This window comes from Bradyrhizobium yuanmingense, from assembly GCF_029167105.1.
Lineage (GTDB): Bacteria > Pseudomonadota > Alphaproteobacteria > Rhizobiales > Xanthobacteraceae > Bradyrhizobium > Bradyrhizobium yuanmingense_A.
Map to the genome: position 1 here is coordinate 141,856 of NZ_JARFML010000017.1, position 20,468 is coordinate 162,323.

Annotated in this window: 18 protein-coding genes and 1 riboswitch; of the genes, 8 read left to right on the top strand and 10 right to left on the bottom strand. The window is 65.5% G+C overall.

Annotation, left to right across the window (positions count from 1 at the left end; genetic code table 11):
- Positions 1 to 14 precede the first annotated feature (14 nt).
- Together P0R31_RS22835 and P0R31_RS22840 are read left to right on the top strand one after the other, a co-directional pair.
- Positions 15 to 719, top strand: coding sequence for a YdcF family protein (locus tag P0R31_RS22835; RefSeq protein ID WP_275516422.1), 705 nt, complete (start codon positions 15 to 17; stop codon positions 717 to 719).
- 11 nt (positions 720 to 730) lie between these two features.
- Positions 731 to 1,501 carry a lysophospholipid acyltransferase family protein gene (locus P0R31_RS22840; RefSeq protein ID WP_225134267.1) on the top strand — a complete coding sequence of 257 codons (771 nt, stop codon included), beginning with the start codon at positions 731 to 733 and terminating at the stop codon, positions 1,499 to 1,501.
- Positions 1,502 to 1,598: 97 nt separating this feature from the next.
- Here P0R31_RS22840 and P0R31_RS22845 read toward each other — a convergent pair whose 3' ends face one another.
- Complete coding sequence (locus P0R31_RS22845) at positions 1,599 to 2,210, bottom strand: gamma-glutamylcyclotransferase (RefSeq protein ID WP_275516425.1); 612 nt, start codon at positions 2,208 to 2,210, stop codon at positions 1,599 to 1,601.
- 110 nt (positions 2,211 to 2,320) lie between these two features.
- On the opposite strand from P0R31_RS22845, the gene P0R31_RS22850 reads away from it, so the two are divergent.
- Positions 2,321 to 3,505, top strand: coding sequence for a DUF2125 domain-containing protein (locus tag P0R31_RS22850; protein ID WP_275516426.1), 1,185 nt, complete (start codon positions 2,321 to 2,323; stop codon positions 3,503 to 3,505).
- 116 nt (positions 3,506 to 3,621) lie between these two features.
- Here the strand turns inward: P0R31_RS22850 and P0R31_RS22855 are convergent, their stop codons facing one another.
- Genes P0R31_RS22855 through P0R31_RS22865 form a run of 3 tightly spaced genes read right to left on the bottom strand, consistent with a single transcriptional unit; the run spans position 3,622 to position 6,534 of the window.
- Entirely contained in the window at positions 3,622 to 4,557 is a 936-nt protein-coding gene (locus P0R31_RS22855) for a prephenate/arogenate dehydrogenase family protein (protein ID WP_275516428.1), read from the bottom strand.
- The gene (gene hisC, locus P0R31_RS22860; RefSeq protein WP_275516429.1) at positions 4,554 to 5,651 is read right to left on the bottom strand and encodes a histidinol-phosphate transaminase; all 1,098 of its coding nucleotides are present in this window, start codon (positions 5,649 to 5,651) and stop codon (positions 4,554 to 4,556) included. Before hisC ends, P0R31_RS22855 begins: the two co-directional genes overlap by 4 nt.
- A 34-nt stretch (positions 5,652 to 5,685) precedes the next feature.
- On the bottom strand, positions 5,686 to 6,534 hold the full coding sequence (locus tag P0R31_RS22865) for a chorismate mutase (RefSeq protein WP_275516430.1): 849 nt from the start codon (positions 6,532 to 6,534) through the stop codon (positions 5,686 to 5,688).
- Positions 6,535 to 6,690: 156 nt separating this feature from the next.
- Positions 6,691 to 6,770, top strand: a riboswitch (SAM riboswitch).
- Positions 6,771 to 6,864: 94 nt separating this feature from the next.
- Between P0R31_RS22865 and metX the strand changes: the two genes are divergently transcribed.
- Positions 6,865 to 8,067, top strand: coding sequence for a homoserine O-acetyltransferase MetX (metX, locus tag P0R31_RS22870; protein WP_275516448.1), 1,203 nt, complete (start codon positions 6,865 to 6,867; stop codon positions 8,065 to 8,067).
- Between the two features lie 2 nt (positions 8,068 to 8,069).
- On the top strand, positions 8,070 to 8,732 hold the full coding sequence (gene metW, locus P0R31_RS22875) for a methionine biosynthesis protein MetW (protein ID WP_275516431.1): 663 nt from the start codon (positions 8,070 to 8,072) through the stop codon (positions 8,730 to 8,732).
- A 118-nt stretch (positions 8,733 to 8,850) separates the two neighbouring features.
- Here the strand turns inward: metW and P0R31_RS22880 are convergent, their stop codons facing one another.
- On the bottom strand, positions 8,851 to 9,714 hold the full coding sequence (locus P0R31_RS22880; protein ID WP_275516432.1) for an alpha/beta fold hydrolase: 864 nt from the start codon (positions 9,712 to 9,714) through the stop codon (positions 8,851 to 8,853).
- Between the two features lie 212 nt (positions 9,715 to 9,926).
- Here P0R31_RS22880 and P0R31_RS22885 point away from each other — a divergent pair, with 212 nt between their 5' ends.
- On the top strand, positions 9,927 to 10,580 hold the full coding sequence (locus tag P0R31_RS22885; protein WP_275516434.1) for a TIGR02594 family protein: 654 nt from the start codon (positions 9,927 to 9,929) through the stop codon (positions 10,578 to 10,580).
- A gap of 218 nt (positions 10,581 to 10,798) precedes the next feature.
- On the opposite strand, the gene P0R31_RS22890 is transcribed toward P0R31_RS22885, so the two are convergent.
- Complete coding sequence (locus P0R31_RS22890) at positions 10,799 to 11,587, bottom strand: MOSC domain-containing protein (protein WP_275516436.1); 789 nt, start codon at positions 11,585 to 11,587, stop codon at positions 10,799 to 10,801.
- Positions 11,588 to 11,826: 239 nt separating this feature from the next.
- Between P0R31_RS22890 and clpB the strand changes: the two genes are divergently transcribed.
- On the top strand, positions 11,827 to 14,466 hold the full coding sequence (clpB, locus tag P0R31_RS22895) for an ATP-dependent chaperone ClpB (protein WP_275516438.1): 2,640 nt from the start codon (positions 11,827 to 11,829) through the stop codon (positions 14,464 to 14,466).
- 42 nt (positions 14,467 to 14,508) lie between these two features.
- On the opposite strand, the gene P0R31_RS22900 is transcribed toward clpB, so the two are convergent.
- The gene (locus P0R31_RS22900) at positions 14,509 to 14,928 is read right to left on the bottom strand and encodes a nuclear transport factor 2 family protein (RefSeq protein WP_275516440.1); all 420 of its coding nucleotides are present in this window, start codon (positions 14,926 to 14,928) and stop codon (positions 14,509 to 14,511) included.
- 54 nt (positions 14,929 to 14,982) lie between these two features.
- Here P0R31_RS22900 and P0R31_RS22905 point away from each other — a divergent pair, with 54 nt between their 5' ends.
- Positions 14,983 to 15,795 carry a helix-turn-helix domain-containing protein gene (locus P0R31_RS22905; protein ID WP_275516441.1) on the top strand — a complete coding sequence of 271 codons (813 nt, stop codon included), beginning with the start codon at positions 14,983 to 14,985 and terminating at the stop codon, positions 15,793 to 15,795.
- 99 nt (positions 15,796 to 15,894) lie between these two features.
- Here the strand turns inward: P0R31_RS22905 and P0R31_RS22910 are convergent, their stop codons facing one another.
- From P0R31_RS22910 to P0R31_RS22920, 3 genes are all read right to left on the bottom strand, one after another.
- Positions 15,895 to 16,161 (bottom strand): hypothetical protein, encoded by a 267-nt coding sequence (locus P0R31_RS22910; protein ID WP_024337302.1) that lies wholly within the window; start codon positions 16,159 to 16,161, stop codon positions 15,895 to 15,897.
- A gap of 84 nt (positions 16,162 to 16,245) precedes the next feature.
- Complete coding sequence (locus P0R31_RS22915) at positions 16,246 to 17,865, bottom strand: hypothetical protein (protein ID WP_275516442.1); 1,620 nt, start codon at positions 17,863 to 17,865, stop codon at positions 16,246 to 16,248.
- A gap of 146 nt (positions 17,866 to 18,011) precedes the next feature.
- Positions 18,012 to 20,075, bottom strand: a complete 2,064-nt coding sequence (locus tag P0R31_RS22920) for a M23 family metallopeptidase (RefSeq protein ID WP_275516443.1) — start codon at positions 20,073 to 20,075, stop codon at positions 18,012 to 18,014.
- Positions 20,076 to 20,468: the final 393 nt, after the last annotated feature.

Below are 20,468 nucleotides of genomic sequence, written 5' to 3' on the forward strand. Positions count from 1 at the left end.
ATCACCGACATCGCATGAGCTCGCCGACCGACGATCGATCGCCGAAACTGCCGCGCGGCTGGCTGCGCGCGGCAATCGTGTCGACGATCGCGCTCGTCTTCGTCGGCGCGGCCGCGGGCTTCGTTGCATTCCTGTCGCAATTGCGCGGCGCCGAGAAGGTGCCGGACCGCAGGGCGGACGGCATCGTGGTGCTGACCGGCGGCTCCTCGCGGGTATCGGACGCGATGGAGTTGCTGGCTGCGGGCTACGGCAGGCGGCTGCTGATTTCCGGCGTGCATCCGACCTCGACGGCGAACGACATCTCCCGCACCTTGCCGGAGAATCAATCCTTCATGACCTGCTGCGTCGACCTCGACCGCACCGCGCTTTCGACCCGCGGCAACGCCGCGGAGGCGCGGCGCTGGGCCGAGGGGCGCCGATTTACGTCTCTGATCGTGGTCACCTCGAACTATCACATGCCGCGCGCGCTGGTGGAATTCTCGCATGCGATGCCGCGGACGACGCTGATCCCGTTCGCGGTGGTTGGCGAAAAATGGCGCGAGGAGCCGTGGTGGATCTCAGGCTCGACGCTGCGGCTGCTCCTGTCCGAATACGTCAAGTACGTTGCGGCCGAGCTCAGGGTGCGGCTGGAGGGTTTCGGGATTGACCTTTGGCCCGAGATGTCGGAGCAGCCTGCAGGTCAGCAACCGAAGCGGCCCGCCACCGCGCAGGCCAATTGATCGGACCATCGATGTTCCTGATTTTCCTGCGATCGCTCGTGTTCAACGTGCTGTTCTACGCCGTGCTGGTCTGTCTCGCGATCGTGGCCCTGCCGACCTTTGCATTGCCGCCGCGCGCCATGCTGACGGTGGCGCAATGGTGGGCCAAGGCCACGCTGGTCCTGATGCGCCTGGTCTGCAACATCAAGGTGGAATTCCGCGGGGTGGAGAAGATCCCGACAGGACCGCTGCTGATCGTAGCCAAGCATCAGTCGTTCTGGGAGACCTTCGTGCTGCCGGGCTTCTTCAACCGGCCGATCTTCATCCTCAAGCGCCAGCTGATGCAGATCCCGGTGTTCGGCCAGTTCCTGGTCAAGACCGGGATGATCGCGATCGACCGCAATGCCGGCGTGAAGGCGCTGCTCGACATGACGCGGCGCGCGCGCGAGGCGGTGCGCAGTGGAAAGCAGCTCGTGATCTTTCCGGAAGGCACGCGCCGTGCGCCGGGTGCGCCGCCCGATTACAAGACCGGCTTTGCGCAGATCTATTCCTCCTGCGGCGTGCCGTGCCTGCCGATCGCGCTAAATTCCGGCCTGTTCTGGCCGCGCCGCACCTTCATGCGCTATCCGGGCACGCTGGTGGTGGAGTTTCTCGAACCGTTGCCGCCGGGCCTGCCGAAGGACGAGTTTCTCGCACGCGTGCAAGCGGCGATCGAGGACGCGACCGCCCGGCTCGTCGAAGCAGGGCGGAAGGAGCAGGAACAGTTGATTGGCTCTGCACCGAGCTACGCGCCCACCGGCTAAAGCGCGATGAGATTGGGATGAATCTTCATCGCGCTTTAGGTTGTTGTTTACGCATGATCTTCCCGGAAAACCGCTTCGCACTTTTCCGGATCATGCTTTAGCGGCTTTCGCGATCCTCGCCCCGATCCGGCGCGTGCAACGAATGCGCATCACCATGCAGCATCAACGCGAGCTGATGCAGCTGCGTGTCGCGAAAGCCTTCGGCCTCGATCGCCTTCACCGTCGCGGTGACGTAGTCGCGGTTGGCGCCGGACTGGCCGTGGCCCTGGACGACATGGCGGTGCTGCTCGGCGAGCGAGAGGCGGCCGGCATATTGCACATGGCCGCGGTCGACGACGTAGGCGAGCGCGGAGACGCGCTGACGTGCATCGTTCTCCAGCCACACCGAGCGCATCACCTCGCGATAGACCGAGGTGACCTGCTCGCGTGCGCGCAAATATGCGACCACCTCGGCACGGTTCTTCTCGGCGACGCGGAAGGCGATGCCGCGGCAGGCGCCGCCGCGGTCGAGTCCGAGCACCAGGCCCGGCTTCTCCGGCGTGCCGCGATGCACGAAGGAATAGACGCAGAGCGCGCGGTGCTCGCCGACCAGCCGCGCCGGGACGCGCTCCTCGAAGTCGAAGCCCGGCCGCCACATCAGCGAGCCGTAGCCGAACACCCAGAGGTCGCCCTTGGCTGTGGTGACGGAGGGGAGTGTGATTTCCGACATTTCGGGGACGGCTACCAGAACCCTGCGCCCAAGCGAAGCGATTTCTGCGCCTTTCGTCGCAGGCCGGCTCCGCTTACATTTGCCTGAATCTGGCGTCAAAGGGTCGCCGCATGTCCAATATGAATGTCGCAACAGGCCGCCGCTCCCGCTTGGGCCTCTTCATCGCCCCCGTTCTCGTCCTGGTCCTCGCCGTCGGCTGGACCTGCTTCTGGTTCTATGCGGCGTGGCAGGCCGAAATCGTCGCCGACGCCTGGCGGACGCAGGAAGCCAAGGCCGGCCGCATCTATGATTGTGCCAAGCGCTCGATCGCCGGCTTCCCGTTCCGCTTCGAGGTCCAGTGCTCCGGCGCCAGCGTTGCCCTGGTCTCGCAGAACGCGAGCAAGACGCCGTTCACGGCCAAGCTCGACAACATCCTGGTCGTGGCCCAGGTCTACGACCCCAAGCGCATCATCGCCGAATTCTCCGCGCCCGCCATGCTGATCGACGGCATTACGCAAAACACCTTCAGCGTGAATTGGAGCAAGGGCCGCGCCAGTGTGGCGGGTCTGCCGGCGGTGCCGGATCGCGCTTCCATCGTGTTCGACGACCCCAGCCTCAACCGGCTCGATGGCAGCGTCCAGGTGCCGCTTGCGCGCGCCAAGCAGGTCGAGCTGCATGGTCGCCTTGCCGATGGATCAGCGCCGGATCGTCCCGTGATCGAGACCGTGCTCCATGTCGCGCAGGGCAGCATCCAGGGCGTGCATCCGTTGCTCGCCGAGCCGTTCGAGGCGGACACCCGCGCCAAGATCACCGGCCTCTCCGACCTCACGCCCAAACCGTGGCCGCAGCGCTTCCGCGAGATCCAGGCCGCCGGCGGTCACATCGAGATCGTGCAGTCGCGGATCCAGCAGGGCGAGATGATCGCGGTCGCGGCCGGCACGCTCGGCCTGTCGGCCAACGGCCGGCTCGACGGCGAATTGCAGATGACCGTGACCGGCCTCGAGCGCGTGATCCCGGCGCTCGGCATCGAGAAGATGCTGGAGGAAGGCGTGCCGCAGGCAACGCTCGATCGCGTTGCGCCCGGCGTGAAGTCGCAGGACCTCAACAATCTGTTCGGCGCGCTCGACCGCGCCGTGCCCGGCCTCGGCAAGGTCATCAAGCAGAACGCCAATGCCGGCGTTGCCGCCGGCATCAATTCGATCGGCACCGAGAGCACGCTGGAAGGCAAGAAGGCGCGAAGCTTCCCGCTGAAATTCGCCGACGGCGCGGTGCTGCTCGGCCCGGTCAAGGTCGGCCAGATCCCGCCGCTGTATTGACGGCTCTGTCGTCATTCCGGGGCGATGCGAGCATCGAACCCGGAATCCATTTCACCGCTTGTGCTGTGGCCTGATGGATTCCGGGCTCGCCCTTCGGGTGCCCCGGAATGACAGGCTCACGGCTTCTTCAGCGCCGCATGCGGCCGGCCGAAATCGGGCGCAGCGGAATCCTGGCCGATCTCGACGATGCCGCGGCGGATGGCGCGGGTGCGGGTGAAGTGGTCGAACAGTGCTTCGCCGTCGCCGCGGCGGATCGCGCGGGTGAGTTTGGCGAGATCCTCGGTGAAGGTGCCGAGCATCTCCAGCACGGCCTCCTTGTTGGCGAGGAAGACGTCGCGCCACATCGTCGGATCGGACGCCGCGATGCGGGTGAAATCGCGAAAACCGCCGGCGGAGAATTTGATCACCTCGGATTCCGTCACCTGCGCCAATTCGTCGGCGGTGCCGACGATGGTGTAGGCGATCAGATGCGGCAGGTGGCTGGTGATGGCGAGCACGAGGTCGTGATGATCCGGCGTCATCACCTCGACCTTGGCGCCCATCGCCGTCCAGAACGCGCGCAGGTGCTCCGTGGCCGCTGCGTCGGTGCCGTCGGGCGGGGTCAGGATGCACCAGCGGTTGATGAAGAGCTCGGCAAAGCCGGAATCCGGCCCCGAGTGCTCGGTGCCCGCCACCGGATGCGCCGGCACGAAATGAATGCCGCTCGGCAGATGCGGCGCCATGTCCCTGACCACCGCGCCCTTGACCGAGCCGACATCGGAGACGATCGCGCCCGGCTTGAGATGGGGCGCGATCTCCTCTGCCACGGGTCCGCAGGCGCCGACGGGAATGCAGAGGATGACGAGATCGGCATCCTTCACCGCTTCGGCATTAGTCGCCACGACCTGGTCGACGATCCCGAGCTCGGCAACGCGCGCACGCGTCTTTTCCGAGCGCGCAGTGGTGACGATTTCACCGGCAAGCCCCTGGAGCTTCGCAGCGCGGGCGATCGAGCCGCCGATCAGGCCGAAGCCGATCAGCGCGACGCGCTGGAAGTGCGCCTGCGCGCTCATTTGCCCGCCATGAAGTCGCGCAAGCCCTCGACCACGAGGCGGTTGGCCTCCTCGGTGCCGATGGTCATGCGCAGCGCATGCGGCAGGCCGTAATTCTTCAAGCCGCGCAGCACGAGGCCGCGCTTGGTCAGGAAGGCGTCGGCGTCGTCGGCGGTCTTGCCCTTGTCGGTCGGGAAGTGGATCAGCACGAAATTGGCGACGCTCGGCGTCACCTTCAGCCCGAGCTTGCCGATCTCCTCGGTGAGCCGGTTGCGCCATGTCTCGGTGAACTGCTTCGACATCGCCTGATGCGCGGTGTCCTCGATCGCGGCGACCGCGGCATACATCGCCGGCGTCGACACGTTGAAGGGACCGCGGATGCGGTTGACCGCGTCGATGACGTGCTCGGGCCCGAACATCCAGCCGATGCGCAGCGCGGCCAGGCCGTGGATCTTCGAGAAGGTGTGCGTCACCACCGTGTTCTCGGTGGTGGCGACGAGCTCGATCCCCATCTCATAATCGTTGCGCGAGACGTAGTCGCAATAGGCGGCGTCCAGCACCAGCAGCACGTGCGAGGGCAGGCCGGCACGCAGCCGCTTGACCTCGTCGAACGGCAGATAGGTGCCGGTCGGGTTGTTGGGGTTGGCGAGCCAGACCAGCTTCGTCTTCGGCGTCACCGCCTTCAGGATGGCGTCGACGTCCGCAGTGAGGTTGGTCTCCTGCGCAACGACGTTCCTGGCACCGACCGCCATGGTCGCGATCGGGTAGACCAGGAAGCCGTGCGTAGTGGAGATCGCCTCGTCGCCGTGGCTGAGATAGGTGTGCGCGAGCAGATTGAGGATCTCGTCCGAGCCGGCGCCGCAGATGATGCGGTTGGGATCGAGCCCGAACGAGCGGCCGATCGCCTCGCGCAGCACGCGCGAGGTGCCTTCCGGATAGTCCTCCAGATGATCCGCCACGCGCTTGAACGCCTCGATCGCCTTGGGCGAGGGCCCGAACGGCGTCTCGTTGGCCGAGAGCTTGAACACCTTGCGGCCCGGCTCCGGCACCGGGCTCTTGCCGGGCGTGTAGGGCGCAATATCGAGAATGCCGGGATTCGGCACGGGGCGGGACATCTTGGACTCCGGATAGGCTGGGCGGCTCGCGATTTTACGATTTCGGCCCGGTCGGGGGCACCGTATAGCGCGTTGCGTGGCTGCCGACGAGGGCCACGGAGCGCACCGAGGCCCCCGCCTCGATCAGGGCAGCCCTGATCTTGTCGATGCTGGTCGCGCCGGTGACCGAGACCAAGAGCGCCGCGCCGTCGAAGGCGGTATCGGGCACCGCCACGATCTCGGCGAGCGGCGACAGCGCGCGGGCGACCTCGGCGTTCCATCCCGAGACGCGCACGCTGAAGGTCTCGACCTCCGTCACCAGGGCGCTGTCGGCGACGCGCGAGATCGCGAACACCGGCAATGCGGCGGGATGGTCGGCGCGCTCGACGAACGGCATCCGCGCGATGATCTTCGGCGCGCCGTTCGCCTCCAGCTCCAGCCACCACGGCGTGCGGCTCGATATCGCCGAGACCAGCGCCAGATCGCCCTTGGACTTCGCCACCGCCTCGACCGCGGCCTGCGCGCTGAAATGCGCGACATAAGGCACCGTGAAGCCGAAATGGAAGCGCGCGGAATCCCGCATCGCCGGCTCGCTCACCGAGACGTCGGCATGCACGGAGAACGGCGCCTGCACATAGGTGAAGGTCGAGATGATGACGCGCCAGATGCTCTCGACCGTGTCGAGCGGCAGGATGCCGCGATGACGCTGCACGAGCTCGCGCATCATGGCAGCCTCGCGCGCGGGCCGGAACGCCGAGCCGACCTCCTGGGTCTGCTTCACCTGGATCAGGCGGTCGATGATGTCGCCGCGCTGCATCAGCAGGCGATGCATGCCCTCGTCGATCGCGTCGATCTCCTTGCGCAGTTCCTGCAGCGATGGTGGCGCGGGCGGACGTTGGGACATGTCAGGTCGTCGATCGTTCCGATGGGGGATGTCCTGATTAGGCAGTCGGGACGGTGAAAGCAAAGAGAAATGACGTCCTTTTCGGTCGACGCGACAGAGACGAATTGGGCCGATCCGGGCCGCGACTTGACGAAAACCGCCCAAGACGGTAGCTTTTGCCCGTTCCGTGGTCATTTGAGCCGGCCGGCTTGCAGCCACGTTAAAAAACTCGCTAAACAGGCCGGGGACGCTTCCGATCCCGGCCGAACCTATCGTTCAGGCCGGGTTTTTCATGGCCTGATGTCAGCGGCGCGGTCGAGCAGCCCGTCGCAAACGAGGTCGATGTCCGAGATGGGTAGCGTCAAGTCGATACCGAGTCCTGCGATCAGCGCCGACGAGCGGTCGCACGAGGTCGATCATCCAAGCTCGCTGGTTGCGCATTTCGGCACCGAGCAGCCGCTGCGGCTCGATTGCGGTGTCGATCTCTCCCCGTTCCAGATCGCCTACCAGACCTATGGCGAGCTCAATGCCGATCGCTCCAATGCGGTGATGATCTGCCATGCGCTGACCGGCGACCAGCATGTCGCCAACGTGCATCCGGTCACTGGCAAGCCGGGCTGGTGGGAGACGCTGGTCGGCCCCGGCCGCCCCATCGATCCCAAGCACTACTTCATTATCTGCTCCAACGTGATCGGCGGCTGCATGGGCTCGACCGGGCCGGCCTCGATCAATCCCGCCACCGGCAAGGTCTGGGGCCTGGACTTTCCCGTCATCACCATCCCGGACATGGTGCGCGCGCAGGCCATGCTGATCGACCGGCTCGGCATCGACACGCTGTTTGCGGTCGTCGGCGGCTCGATGGGCGGCATGCAGGTGCTGCAATGGACCGCGGCCTATCCGGAGCGCGTGTACTCCGCGCTGGCGATCGCCTGCGCGACGCGGCACTCGGCGCAGAACATCGCCTTCCACGAGCTCGGCCGCCAGGCCGTGATGGCCGACCCCGACTGGCACGGTGGGGGCTATGCCGACCGCGGCATCCATCCGCACCGGGGGCTCGCGGTGGCGCGGATGGCGGCGCACATCACCTATCTCTCGGACGCGGCGCTGCATCGCAAGTTCGGCCGGCGCATGCAGGACCGCGAGCTGCCGACCTTCTCGTTCGATGCCGACTTCCAGGTCGAATCCTATCTGCGTTACCAGGGCTCGTCTTTCGTCGAGCGCTTCGACGCCAATTCCTATCTCTATCTGACGCGGGCGATGGACTATTTCGACATCGCCGCCGACCACGGCGGCGTCCTGGCCAAGGCCTTCGCCGACATCAAGACCCGCTTCTGCGTGGTCTCCTTCACCAGCGACTGGCTGTTCCCGACCTCGGAATCGCGCGCGCTGGTGCACGCGCTGAACGCTTCGAGCGCCCGGGTGTCGTTTGCCGAGATCGAGACCGATCGCGGCCACGACGCCTTCCTGCTCGACGTGCCCGAATTCTTCGACATCTCCCGCGCCTTCCTGCAATCGGCAGGCAAGGCCCGCGGGCTCAACCTCGAGGACCGCTAGCGATGTCCGTGCAGGAAGTGCTGCCGTTGAACGGCGTTGCCACAGCGCCGTCCGGCGATTATCGCGCCGATCATCGGCTGGTCGCCGAGATGGTCAAGCCGGGCTCGAAGGTGCTCGACGTCGGCTGCGGTGACGGTGATCTGCTTCAGCTGCTGGAGACCCGCGGCATCGACGGCCGCGGCATCGAATTGTCGCGCGAGGGCGTCAACCGCTGCGTCGCCAAGGGGCTCGCGGTGGTGCAGGGCGATGCCGACACCGATCTCGTCAATTATCCCGACGATGCCTTCGACTACGTGATCCTGTCGCAGACGCTGCAGGCGACGCGGCAGCCGAAGGTCGTGCTGGAGAATCTGCTGCGCATCGGCCGCCGCGCCATCGTCTCCTTCCCGAATTTCGGGTTCTGGAAGATGCGACTCCAGCTCCTGATCGGCGGCCACATGCCGCGCACGGAGAATCTGCCGGCGACCTGGTACGACACCGCCAACATCCATTTCTGCACCATCAAGGATTTCGTGCAGCTCTGCGACGAGATCAACGTCAAGATGGAGCGCTCGGTCGCGCTCGATCTCTACGGCCGCCCGGTGCCGCTGAACCTGCCCTGGTGGGTGTGGAACATGTTCGGCGAGCAGGCGGTGTTCCTGCTGAGCCGCGGCGGGAGGAAGTAGTTTCTCTCCGTCATTGCGAGGAGCTCTTGTGACGAAGCAATCCAGAATGCCGCCACGGAGGGATTCTGGATTGCTTCGCTACGCTCGCAATGACGGAGTACTTGGCGGCGCTTCTACCTCAATGGGCAGCCAGTGACCGCGGGTCCCGCACCGGCCAACGTCCTGCTTCCACCAGCGTCACGAACCGCTCCACGCTCTCATTGAACAGCGCGGGCTCCTCCAGGTTCAGCACGTGGCCGGACTTCGGAAACATCGCGAGCCCCGCCGCGGGCAGGTGCTTCTTCAGGAACAGGCTGGCGCCCACGCACGGCTCGTCCTCGTCGCCGCAGATGATCAGCGCGGGTGTTGCCACGCCTCTGATCGCGTCTGTCATCGTGTAAATCGAGGGACGGCCGCCCTGGAATCCGCGCATGGTGCGCGCCGATCCCTTGGCATCGTGCCGCGCCAGTGCGGCGTAGAAATCGGCATGCCCGCGTGGATCCTTCACCAGGAACGGAATCCGGCTCGGCGCCTCGCGCGTGACTTTTGCGACCTCGGCGGAGCCCAGCGTCTCGAACTGCTCGGCATTGGCGCGGCACTGCTTGCGCCAATCGTCGAGGTTCTCGAGCTCCGAGCCGGAGCCGACGCCGGCGAGCGTCATCGACAGTGCGCGCTGCGGCGCGTTCAATCCGATCTGCAGCGAGGAATAGGCGCCCATCGAAAGACCGACGAGATGCGCGCGCTCGATGCCGAGATGATCGAGCACCGCAAGCGCATCGGTGTAGAAATGCGTGTAGGTGTAGACCTCGCCGTCAGGCACGTCCGACGGCGTGTAGCCGCGCGCCGAATAGGTGATGCAGCGATGGCCGCGCGAGAAGTAGCGCATCTGCGGCTCCCAATTGGTGTAGTCGGCCGCGAACTCGTGCAGAAAAAGTATCGGCGTTCCCTGGCCCGTCTCCTCGAAATAGATGCGGACGCCGTCCCTGGTCGTGGCATGGGGCATTAACCGTTTCCCTCTGTTTCAAGCCGTGTTCGAGGATCGCAGTTAATTCTGTTGTCGGCAATGCGGCAGCAGCGCCGAGCACGAACACAAAATCATTGCAGCCATTCGCGAGCGTTGCGTCTTTTTCTCGCCACATCGAGCGGCTTAACGGCCAAACGGATGTCGGCCATTGCACGGGCCGGCGGGAAGTGGGGTGTCAAGAAGGATGAAGAATGTTCGAGTTGTTTGCGTCTCGCCTGTCGCGTTGTGTTGTCGCGCTGGCGCTGTTCTTCGCGGCGTTCGCCGTGTTCGTTTCTCCGGCCTCGGCACGGCCGTATCATCGTCATAGCGCAGAGCGGCACGGTTACGTGCATCACGCCAGACATCATCACCACCGTCACTATCGCCATCATGCCCGCAGTTCGCGCTTCGAGCGCAGCGCGGCGCAATTGCGGGCGAGCGGCTTCGCCGACACCCAGGCGAGCTATGATCCGAATGCCAATGCCAGCGGTGCCGGCATGAACGGAGGCTTCAGCGGAGGATCGGGCCTCGTGTCCGAGGCGCGCCGCCATATCGGCGGCAATCCGACCGGGCGCGGCCGCCTGTGGTGCGCGCGCTTCATGAACATGGTGCTGGAGCATACCGGCCATCGTGGCACCGGCTCCGACATGGCGAGCTCGTTCGCGCGCTACGGCACGCGCATCTCCGGTCCGCAGGTCGGCGCCATCGCCGTGATGTCGCGCGGCCGCCGCGGCGGTCATGTCGGCATCATCACCGGCATCGACGCGCAGGGCAATCCGATCATGATCTCCGGCAACAACGGCAACCGCGTCCGCGAAGCCCCGGTCTCGCGCGGCAAGATCTATGCCTATGTGATGCCGAACTGAGGAGTGCCGGTGCCGTAGGGTGGTTTGCCCACTCTACGATTTCTGAACGTTCGGCGACGCAGCTTCTTTAGGTCGTCATTGCGAGCCAACGGGTCCGCGCAGCGCGCGGCCCGATGACAGGCTCCGCGAAGCAATCCAGAATCCCTCCGCGGACATACTCTGGATTGCTTCGTCGCTTCGCTCTTCGCAATGACGGAGTGCGTGGAGACGGCATTGATTCACACCAGCTTCGGCTGTTCCACCGCCACCACATCGCCGACGCCGACGTCACCGCCTTCGATCACCTCGGCATAGATGCCGCAGTCCATGTGGCCGAGATGGCGCGAGAGCGTGGGCGGAATTTCGAGATCGCGCTTGGCGGTCTCGGGGTCGACATTGGTGGCCGGGCAGCGGACGATGCGCTTGATCACCTTCAGTCGGGCCTGCCCGATCGCGAGCGTCTGGCCGACGAGGTCGAGCTCCGACCAGGCCGGCCAGCCTTTCACGTAGAGATTGGCGCGGAAGCGCAGCGGATGCACGGCGACGCCGCCGAGCATGGTCTCGATGGCGCGGACGCTGTTCAGATTGATGATGGAGACGACCTTGCGGGCGACGTCGGAGAAGCTGTGGTCGCGGCCGGAGAGAATTTTGGGCGGGCCCTTCAACTCGGGCTGAAAGTTCTCCGTGAAATAGGCCTCGATGGCGGCGCGCCCGGCGGCGGTCTCGAGATCGCCGCTGGCGACGATCTGGCCGTCCTTGCGGATGGTCAGCACGTTGGTTTCGTCGTCGAACCGGCTGTCGAGCGCGGCCAGCCGCTCATTGCGCGCCAGCATCAGAAACTGGATTTTCGGCTTCCATTCGGGCGCCTCGGGGTTGAACCCGCTCGGGCCGTTCTCGATGGCGTAGCGGCGGTCGGCCGGCAGGGTCTGGCCGACCCGCAAAGAGACGCGCGACAGGCGTTCCGGCGTCAGGCCCTTGATCGGGTAACGGTAGAGGCCGGTGATCTCGGCGGTGTGGCTGGCTGTCATGCCGCTACTTAAGGGATTCGGCCTGCCACCGCCAAGCCCGCTCCCGCGCGCACGAAATTGTGAAGTTGCCTCTTTCGCATCCGCAACCTGCTTCCCACATCTGGCCCAGGCCGGCGGCAACGCCGGCAAAAGACGACCGTTACCGGTTGAGAAACGTCAATGCGGTAATTGGAAACCCAATGAAGATGCCGTTTGGGGTGCCTTAGAGGGCCCCGAGGGCAGGCCGAGGGACAGAAAAGATGAATATCGAGAAGTATACCGAACGCTCCAGGGGCTTCATCCAGTCCGCGCAGTCACTCGCGATGCGCGAGGGGCACCAGCAGTTCTCAACCCTGCATGTGCTGAAGGTCCTCTTGGACGACAATGAGGGGCTCGCCGCCGGTCTGATCGACCGCGCCGGCGGCAATTCCCGCGCAATCCTGAAGGCGACCGAGGACGCCCTCAACAAGGTGCCGAAGGTCTCCGGCGGCGGCGCCGGGCAGATCTATCTCGCGCCCGAGCTGGCCCGCACTTTCGATGCGGCCGAAAAGGCCGGCGAGAAGGCCGGCGACAGCTTCGTCACGGTCGAGCGGCTTTTGCTCGGGCTCACGCTGGAGAAGACCAGCGAGGCCGGCACCATTCTCGCCAAGGGCGGCGTCACCCCGCAAAACCTCAACGCGGCGATCGAGGCGCTGCGCAAGGGCCGCACGGCCGACTCTGCGACCGCCGAGAACGCCTATGACGCGCTGAAGAAATATGCCCGCGACCTGACCCAGGCCGCGCGTGACGGCAAGCTCGATCCGGTCATCGGCCGCGACGAGGAGATCCGCCGCACCATCCAGGTGCTGTCGCGAAGGACCAAGAACAATCCCGTCCTGATCGGCGAGCCCGGCGTCGGCAAGACCGCCATCGCCGAAGGCCTCGCGCTGCGCATCGTCAACGGCGACGTGCCGGAGAGCCTCAAGGACAAGAAGCTGCTCTCGCTCGACCTCGGCGCATTGATCGCCGGCGCGAAATACCGCGGCGAGTTCGAGGAGCGGCTGAAGGCCGTGCTGCAGGAAGTCACCGGGAGCGAGGGCACCTTCATCCTGTTCATCGACGAGATGCACACGCTGATCGGCGCCGGCAAGGGCGACGGCGCGATGGACGCCTCCAACCTGCTCAAGCCGGCGCTCGCCCGCGGCGAGCTGCACTGCATCGGCGCGACCACGCTCGACGAGTACCAGAAGCACGTCGAGAAGGATGCCGCGCTGGCTCGGCGTTTCCAGCCGATCTTCGTCAGCGAGCCCTCGGTTGAGGACACCATCTCGATCCTGCGCGGCTTGAAGGACAAGTATGAGCAGCATCACGGCGTGCGGATCACCGATTCCGCGCTTGTTGCGGCGACGACGCTGTCCAACCGCTACATCACCGACCGCTTCCTGCCCGACAAGGCGATCGACCTCATGGACGAGGCCGCGGCACGGCTGAAGATGCAGGTCGATTCCAAGCCGGAAGAGCTGGATTCGCTCGACCGCGAGATCATCCGGCTCAAGATCGAGCAGGAGGCGCTGAAGAAGGAAAGCGATGTCGGCTCCAAGTCGCGGCTCCAGACCCTGGAGAAGGACCTCGCCGAGCTCGAGGAGAAGTCGGCGGCGCTGACGGCGCGCTGGAGCGCGGAGAAGAGCAAGCTCTCCGATGCCCAGAAGCTGAAGGCCGAGCTCGACGGTTTACGTGTCGAACTCGCCAACGCGCAGCGGCGCGGCGAATTCCAGAAGGCCGGCGAGCTGGCCTATGGACGGATCCCGCAGCTCGAGAAGCAGCTCGCGGACATCGAGGCCAAGGAGAACGCCGGCGAGATGATGGAGGAGGCTGTCACCGCCAACCACATCGCGCAGGTGGTCTCGCGCTGGACCGGCGTGCCCGTCGACAAGATGCTGGAAGGCGAGAAGGAGAAGCTCCTGAAGATGGAGGAGCAGCTCGGCAAGCGCGTCGTCGGCCAGGCCGAGGCGGTGCGTGCGGTCGCAACCGCCGTGCGCCGCTCGCGTGCCGGCTTGCAGGACCCGAACCGCCCCACCGGCTCGTTCATGTTCTTGGGTCCCACCGGCGTCGGCAAGACCGAGCTGACCAAGGCTCTGGCGGAGTACCTGTTCAACGACGAGACCGCGATGGTCCGCCTCGATATGTCCGAATACATGGAGAAGCACTCGGTCTCGCGGCTGATCGGCGCGCCCCCCGGCTATGTCGGCTATGACGAGGGCGGCGCGCTCACCGAAGCGGTGCGGCGCCGGCCCTACCAGGTCGTGCTGTTCGACGAGATCGAGAAGGCGCATCCTGACGTCTTCAACGTGCTGTTGCAGGTGCTCGACGACGGCCGCCTGACCGACGGCCAGGGCCGCACCGTCGACTTCCGCAACACGCTGATCATCATGACCTCCAACCTCGGTTCGGAATATCTGGTGAACCAGCCGGAGGGCGAGGACACCGCGGCGGTGCGCGAGCAGGTGATGGGAATGGTGCGGGCGCACTTCCGCCCCGAATTCCTCAACCGTGTCGACGAGATCATCCTGTTCCACCGGCTGCAGAAGAGCGAGATGGGCCGGATCGTCGAGATCCAGTTCGCGCGCCTGCAGAAGCTCCTGACCGATCGCAAGATCGTGCTGAGCCTCGATGCCTCCGGCCGCGACTGGCTCGCCGCCAAGGGCTGGGATCCCGCCTACGGCGCAAGGCCCTTGAAGCGGGTGATCCAGCGCTACCTCCAGGACCCGCTCGCCGAGATGATCCTCGCCGGCGACGTCAGGGACGGCGACAGCGTCGCGATCTCGTCGGAAGGCAACGTCCTGACCTTCAACGGCAAGGCGCCGCAGACCGCGGAGATCGCGCAGTTCGAGGCACCAGTGCCGAAACGGAAGCTGAACTGATGAAATGCACGCCCTCCGCGCCAAGCTCGCGGAGGGCGTTTTTCAATCCGCTAAGAACGCGTCCACCACTGCCTGATCGCGGTCGTAGACCCAGCATTCGCTCAGCAGGCCTTCACGCACGGCATAGACCAGCAACCGTTCCAATTCAGCCGTGCGACCGTCCCGGCTGAATGATTCCCGTGCGAGAATGGCGCCGCGCCGCGGCCCGGCCATCACGTCGTCGATGCCGAGAAGTTTTCGGTTGGAGCGGCGTGCGACCTCGGCCAGAGTGGCAAGCGCGGCCGCCTTGCCGTGGTGAGTGCCGGCGAGGGGGTTATGGCCGGCATAATGCAGCACGAATTCATCGTGGTAGCAGGCGGCGATCGCGGCGCGATCACCGGCCTGCCAGGCGGCCGCGTAGCGCGTGACGGCGGCGCGGATCGCGGCGATTGGTGCGGCGTCATCTACCAGAACTCTGTCCATCGATATGATCTCCCCGGTCATCGGCAGCGCTGTGCCGGTGCGCTATGATGAGGCATGATCTCGCCACCCGGCTTTCAGGAACTGGCTATCAGCACGCCGCCCAGCGGCGGACCGAAGAGGGCGCGGATGCTCGATTGGGACGCGCGGGTGCTCTATCTCGGTCCAGCCTTCGGGCTGACGCCCCACCGCAATGCCACCGGCGTGCTGGCCGTCGCGCTCGACGGGGCGATAGGCGTAGCTAACGATCCGAGGGCGCGCTCACCGTCTTATCGCCAGACCCGCAGCGTGCTGATCATGCCCAACAGTCTGCACCATCTCCGCATCGATGCCGGACGGTCGGCCTTTCTGTATGTCGATCCCCTCGGGCGCGATATCGAGGCGCTTCGCTCACGAATGAAGGAGGTGGGATCGAACGCCGCGTTCGACCTGATCGACGAGAGGTCGGTCGTCGCGCTGTTCTGCGACATCGCGGAGCGACGCCTTGCATCAGAGCAGGCGCAGCAAGCAGCCCGCGATATGCTTGGGATCGGATCAAATCCGCAGCCGGATGCAAGAATTGCCGCCGCCATCGAGCGGATGCGCGAGCAGCCCGGCGGTTCGCACACGCTTGCTGAACTCGGCCGCAAGGCCGGGCTTTCGTCCTCGCGCTTCCTGCATCTCTTCAAGGACGTCACGGGTGTGCCGCTCCGCCGCTACCGGATCTGGTCCCGGATCGGCGCTGCCGCACGGGCGGTCGCACAAGGCCAATCGTTGACCGAGGCCGCGCATGACGCGGGCTTTTCCAGCTCCGCGCATTTCAGCACGGCCTTCCGCGACATGTTCGGCATGATGCCGTCGGAATTGTTCGCACGGGTGCGTGCGGGTTAATATCTGTTGAATTGATCGGCAAGGCCGCCTGAACGACTTACCGCCCCGGAGAGGTTCATCTCTCCGGGCGAATTGTGTTCGGTGAAGATGCGCGCAGTCCTAGCCGGCTGCGGGCGCTGAGCCCGCTTTCGCCGGCCCAGCCTCCTCGTCGTCCTCTTCCAACTCCGACAAAATATCCACCAGCTCGCGCACCCGGCCCTGGGCCAGCGGGCGCAGGTCGTTGATCATCGGCTCGTCATTGGCGAGCCAAGCCTGGGCTTCCGCGAGTTCCTCGGCGGTGGCGCCGGTTCCGATGATCTGGGCAATGGTGACGTCGTCGGCGCGGTCCACGGCCTTGACGACATCGTCGCGTGAGAGGCGCGTCATGGGCGATCCTCGTGCTGGCTTCGGTCAGCGTCTAACCGGGGAACCCGCGCGGGGGTTCCCGGGCCGGTCCCGCGCACGCCACTGCTATTTCTTCACCACCTTGTAGATCGCATTCTCGACATCCGAGCTGACGTAGATCACGCCCGTCGCGCCGACGGCGACGCCGGTGGGGATATGCGTCGGCAAGCCGCCGGGCGCGCCGGTCAGGCCGATCGGGAGATTGGCTGCGATCTCGGTGACCTTGCCGGTTTCCGGCACGATCTCGATCAGCCGCTTGGCGCCGACTTCGGCGACGATCAGCTTGCCGTCGCTTGTGCGCGCGATGCCTTCCGGCATCTTCAGCTCCTTCGCGATCACGGTCTTTTCGCCGGTGCTGTCGATTTTGGAGATGATGCCGGCAAAAGCCTCGGTGACGTAAACCTCGTCGCCGGCCCCGCGGACGAGACCCATCGGACCCTCGAGCGCGCCGATCAGCGTGGTGCGATCCTTACCGTGCTCGCCGCTCACCTTGACCAGCGACTTGGTGCCGAGCTCGGCTACCAGGATGCTGCCGTCCGCGAGTACGACCGCGTCATGCGGCGCCTTGAAGTCGTGCAGCATGTCGCGCGTCGCGCCGGTCTTGCCGTCGATCACCTGCACGGTGCCGGTGAACCAGCTCGACAGGACCACGTCGTTGCCCTTCGCCGTCGCGCTCATCGGATATTCGAGCGTCGTGCCAGCGGCGTGCATGCGCGCCTTTTCGGTGACCTCGCCGGTCACGCCGTCCACCGTGCGATAGGCGAACAGGTCGGCGACGTGGATCGTGTCCTTGCCGTTATCCGAGGTGACGCCGATGCCGCCGGGCAAAGCGAGCTTGCCGATGATGATCTGCTTGGCATGACCGGTCGCGGGATCGACCTCCTGGATGCCGTTGTCGGCCATGTTGGAGACGTAAATGCGGTCCTTGTCGTCGATGGCGAGATTGTCCAGCGACGGCTTCAGCTGCGCGACCATGGTCTTGGCGCCCGATTTGGGATCGACCCGGACGAGCTGGCCGAGCGCGGTGTCGATCACGACGAGATTGCCCTTGGAATCGAAGTTCACGGCGGCCGGGATCTTGAAGCCGTCGGTGACGACACTCAGCTCGGCCTTGTCGACATCGACCCTTGCGACCTGACCCTTGAACCAGAGCGGACCATAGAGCTTGTCGTCGGGACCGAACTCGAAGCCGTTGAGGCCGCCCATCTTCTCCATGATCTGGCGAGGCGGTTTGACGCCCTCGACGTCGATCTCATAGAGCGCATCGCCGAGGAAGACCGTCGTGGCGTAGAGCCTGCCGTCCTTGCGGAAGGCGAGCGAGTTGATGCCGGGAAGCCCGGAAGCGAGCTTCTTGATCGGACCGTCGCCCTTGCGCGCATAGAGATCGCCGGCGAGGAAGCCGGTCCAGGCCATGGTGCCGTTGGGTGCGAACGCGATGTCGTCGGCCATCCCGACCGGCGCCGGGATTGCAACCTTGGCGCTGCCGCCGGCAATGTCGACCTCGTAGAGCGCAGCGCCCGCGACGCTGCCGGCAAACAAATGGCCGGCCTTGTCGACACCGAGCCCGTGCACGCCGTGGAATGCCGAGCCCGGCACGAGTCTCGTGACCTCCCAGCCGTCGGCCGATGCGCTCGTTGTGGAGAACAGCGCAGCAATCAGGGCTGCGCAGGCGAGCCTGCTCGTCATGGCGTGACCTCCCATTTTTTTGGAAAGTATTCGCCCGTCCTGCGGCTTTGGCAAACGAAACTTGACGTTGTAACGCGCCTCGCTGCGTAGCGTGCTCGTTTGAAATTCTGTTTGAAAACGCCGGCTGATATCGGTGCGTTGCCGGCTTATCGGTTGGTGACCTGCAGCGGCCCGCCGGTGGCATCCGACATCCGGGCGATGGCGCCGCCGCGGCCGCTCATCATGCCGTCGAGCCGGTCGCGCTCCTTCTCGAAGCTTGCCAGCATCGGGCCCTCCAGCGAACGGCCGCGCGGCAGTTTCACGCGCATCGGATCGACGAAGCGGCCGTTGACCAGGATCTCGTAATGGACGTGCGGGCCGGTCGACAGGCCGGAGGAGCCGACGAAGCCGATCACCTGACCCTGCCGCACCTTCTTGCCGGGCTCCATGCCCTTGGCGAAGGCCGACATGTGGCCGTAGGCAGTCTCGTAGCCGTTGGCGTGCTTGATGCGGATGTATTTGCCGTAACCGCCCTCGGGGCCGGCTTTCTCGATCATGCCGTTGCCGGAGGCGAAGATCGGCGTGCCGTAGCTGGTGGACCAGTCGACGCCGGTATGCATCTTCACGTAGCCGAGGATCGGGTGGCGGCGGCCGCCGAAGCCGGAGCGCATGATGGCGTTGTTGACGGGCTTTCTGACCAGGAACTTCTTCGCGCTCTTGCCGGTCTCGTCGTAATAATCGACCAGGCCGTCGTCGGGGCTCTGGTAGCGGTAGTATTTCTTGGTCTCGCCGCCGACGGTGAGGGAGGCGAACAGCACCTCGTTCTTCTCGCTCGACGTCACGCCCTCGTCCTCGCCGGCGTAGAACACGTCGAAGGAATCTCCGGGCTGCACCTTGCGCTGGAAATCGACGTCGTAGGAGTAGATCTTGATCATGTCCTCGATGACGGGCATCGGGACCTTGTTGCGCATCGCGGTCTCGTAGATGCTCTGGTAGAGCCGCACGCCGGAGCCGTCATCGTCATCCTCGTCGTCGCTGCTGGCGTTGGCCGCAGTATCGGCGACGGTGTTCATGCTGGAGACGTCGACGGCGACGTATTTGCCGAGATCGGACAGCGCCGCGATCGCTTCCACCATCGTGTCGTTTGCAACCACGACGCGATAGGGCTGCAGGCGGGCGCCGGGGCTTGCGGGCGCCATCAGGATGCGGAGCTTCTCGCCTTCCTTCAGGCCGCCGTCGCGGCCGCGCGGTCCGAGCGTCGCGGTGATCGCCTTGATCTCGTCGGCATTGGCGCCGAGATCGCGCAGCACGCCGGCGACGCTGTCGCCCTTCTTGACCATGTGGACGCGTTCGCCGTTGGGATTGCCGCCGGTGATCTGCTCCTTGGTCTTGGGCAGCAGCGTGACGTTTTCCGGCACCACGCGCGTCTCGAAGCCGGCATAGGGATCGGACGGCGAGGCCTCGGCGGCGTAGGCGGTTCTGATGTCGGAAGGACCGGTCGCGCCGGAGATGTCGGCAGCCGTGTTGGCGAGCGAGGCGTAGCGCACCCCGCCATTGCCGCGCCAATTGGCGGCATCGCGCACCCGCATCAGGATGTCGTCGAGTGCCACCACCGCGGAAATCTTGGCCTTCGGCAGCACCGGCGACAGGTCCTTGGTGACGAAGGACACTTCCGCGTCGGGCTCGACGGCTTCGGGATTGTTGGGATCGTCGGACGCTGTCTTCGGGTCGGAGCCGACATCGGTGAGCAGGCGCTGGGCGTTGAACGGCGGGATCTTCGCCGACAGATCGCTCGTCGTCATCGACAGATTGCCGGCGATCCGCACGAACGGACGCACCCGCATCACGTCACGGTTGCCGACGCGGGCAACCGTCGAGACGCGCATCACGTTGCGCGAGGCGGTGGATTCGCTCGGCGGCGGCAGGCGGTCGCTTTTGTGCAGCGTGGCGGCGCGATCGGCGGCGCCGAATGCTCCGCGCAGCGCGCCTTCGACCCGCTCCGGCACCTTGGCGAAGGTCATCTCGCCGTCGAGCGAAGCGAAAACGGCGCCGCCGATCAGGGCTGCGCCGCAGAGTCCGGTCAAAATTGTCCCGCTGAACCATTGCACCGAGACGCGGCGGCGGTCGATCACCGCGGCTTCAGAACCATCGACGGACAGCGGCGGCTCGTGGCCGAGATCGATGATCCCGGTCTCACGCCCGAAAGTGCCGCGTGACGTCCTGTGGTTCAACCCAAGTCCCCCAACTCAACGACCCAAGATGCCCGGTTTCGAACCTGTCCCAGGCTGCCCTCTTGAACGGGGATCGCCGGAGCAGGCAAGCCGCACAACTGTCCGCGCCCAGAAAGCCCCTTGATGGGGCCGGCCGAAATTACGAACAGCTGTACGGGTAAAGCGCTCTCGATGTCTTTCGAATGCCGAAGGAAGGTCGCGTCATTTGCAACATCGCCTTCCTCTGACCCCATGAAAATCGCCGGCAGCCCCCACAGGCGTCCCCGCGATTCAAGCTTGTCTCTTATCAGAACGCCGCGGGATTGTGGCTCAAGTACGGCGCCAAATATGGAAAAAGTTTCCCAAATGCCGGGCCGTAAAGGCCCCCGTCAGATCACGGGCTGAGCTCGGGCG

Coding starts and splice junctions, on each gene's coding strand:
- P0R31_RS22835 (WP_275516422.1), top strand. CDS start 15: ATGAGCTCGCCGACCGACGATCGATCGCCGAAACTGCCGCGCGGCTGG.
- P0R31_RS22840 (WP_225134267.1), top strand. CDS start 731: ATGTTCCTGATTTTCCTGCGATCGCTCGTGTTCAACGTGCTGTTCTAC.
- P0R31_RS22845 (WP_275516425.1), bottom strand. CDS start 2,210: ATGTCGGAAATCACACTCCCCTCCGTCACCACAGCCAAGGGCGACCTC.
- P0R31_RS22850 (WP_275516426.1), top strand. CDS start 2,321: ATGTCCAATATGAATGTCGCAACAGGCCGCCGCTCCCGCTTGGGCCTC.
- P0R31_RS22855 (WP_275516428.1), bottom strand. CDS start 4,557: ATGAGCGCGCAGGCGCACTTCCAGCGCGTCGCGCTGATCGGCTTCGGC.
- hisC (WP_275516429.1), bottom strand. CDS start 5,651: ATGTCCCGCCCCGTGCCGAATCCCGGCATTCTCGATATTGCGCCCTAC.
- P0R31_RS22865 (WP_275516430.1), bottom strand. CDS start 6,534: ATGTCCCAACGTCCGCCCGCGCCACCATCGCTGCAGGAACTGCGCAAG.
- metX (WP_275516448.1), top strand. CDS start 6,865: ATGGGTAGCGTCAAGTCGATACCGAGTCCTGCGATCAGCGCCGACGAG.
- metW (WP_275516431.1), top strand. CDS start 8,070: ATGTCCGTGCAGGAAGTGCTGCCGTTGAACGGCGTTGCCACAGCGCCG.
- P0R31_RS22880 (WP_275516432.1), bottom strand. CDS start 9,714: ATGCCCCATGCCACGACCAGGGACGGCGTCCGCATCTATTTCGAGGAG.
- P0R31_RS22885 (WP_275516434.1), top strand. CDS start 9,927: ATGTTCGAGTTGTTTGCGTCTCGCCTGTCGCGTTGTGTTGTCGCGCTG.
- P0R31_RS22890 (WP_275516436.1), bottom strand. CDS start 11,587: ATGACAGCCAGCCACACCGCCGAGATCACCGGCCTCTACCGTTACCCG.
- clpB (WP_275516438.1), top strand. CDS start 11,827: ATGAATATCGAGAAGTATACCGAACGCTCCAGGGGCTTCATCCAGTCC.
- P0R31_RS22900 (WP_275516440.1), bottom strand. CDS start 14,928: ATGGACAGAGTTCTGGTAGATGACGCCGCACCAATCGCCGCGATCCGC.
- P0R31_RS22905 (WP_275516441.1), top strand. CDS start 14,983: ATGATCTCGCCACCCGGCTTTCAGGAACTGGCTATCAGCACGCCGCCC.
- P0R31_RS22910 (WP_024337302.1), bottom strand. CDS start 16,161: ATGACGCGCCTCTCACGCGACGATGTCGTCAAGGCCGTGGACCGCGCC.
- P0R31_RS22915 (WP_275516442.1), bottom strand. CDS start 17,865: ATGACGAGCAGGCTCGCCTGCGCAGCCCTGATTGCTGCGCTGTTCTCC.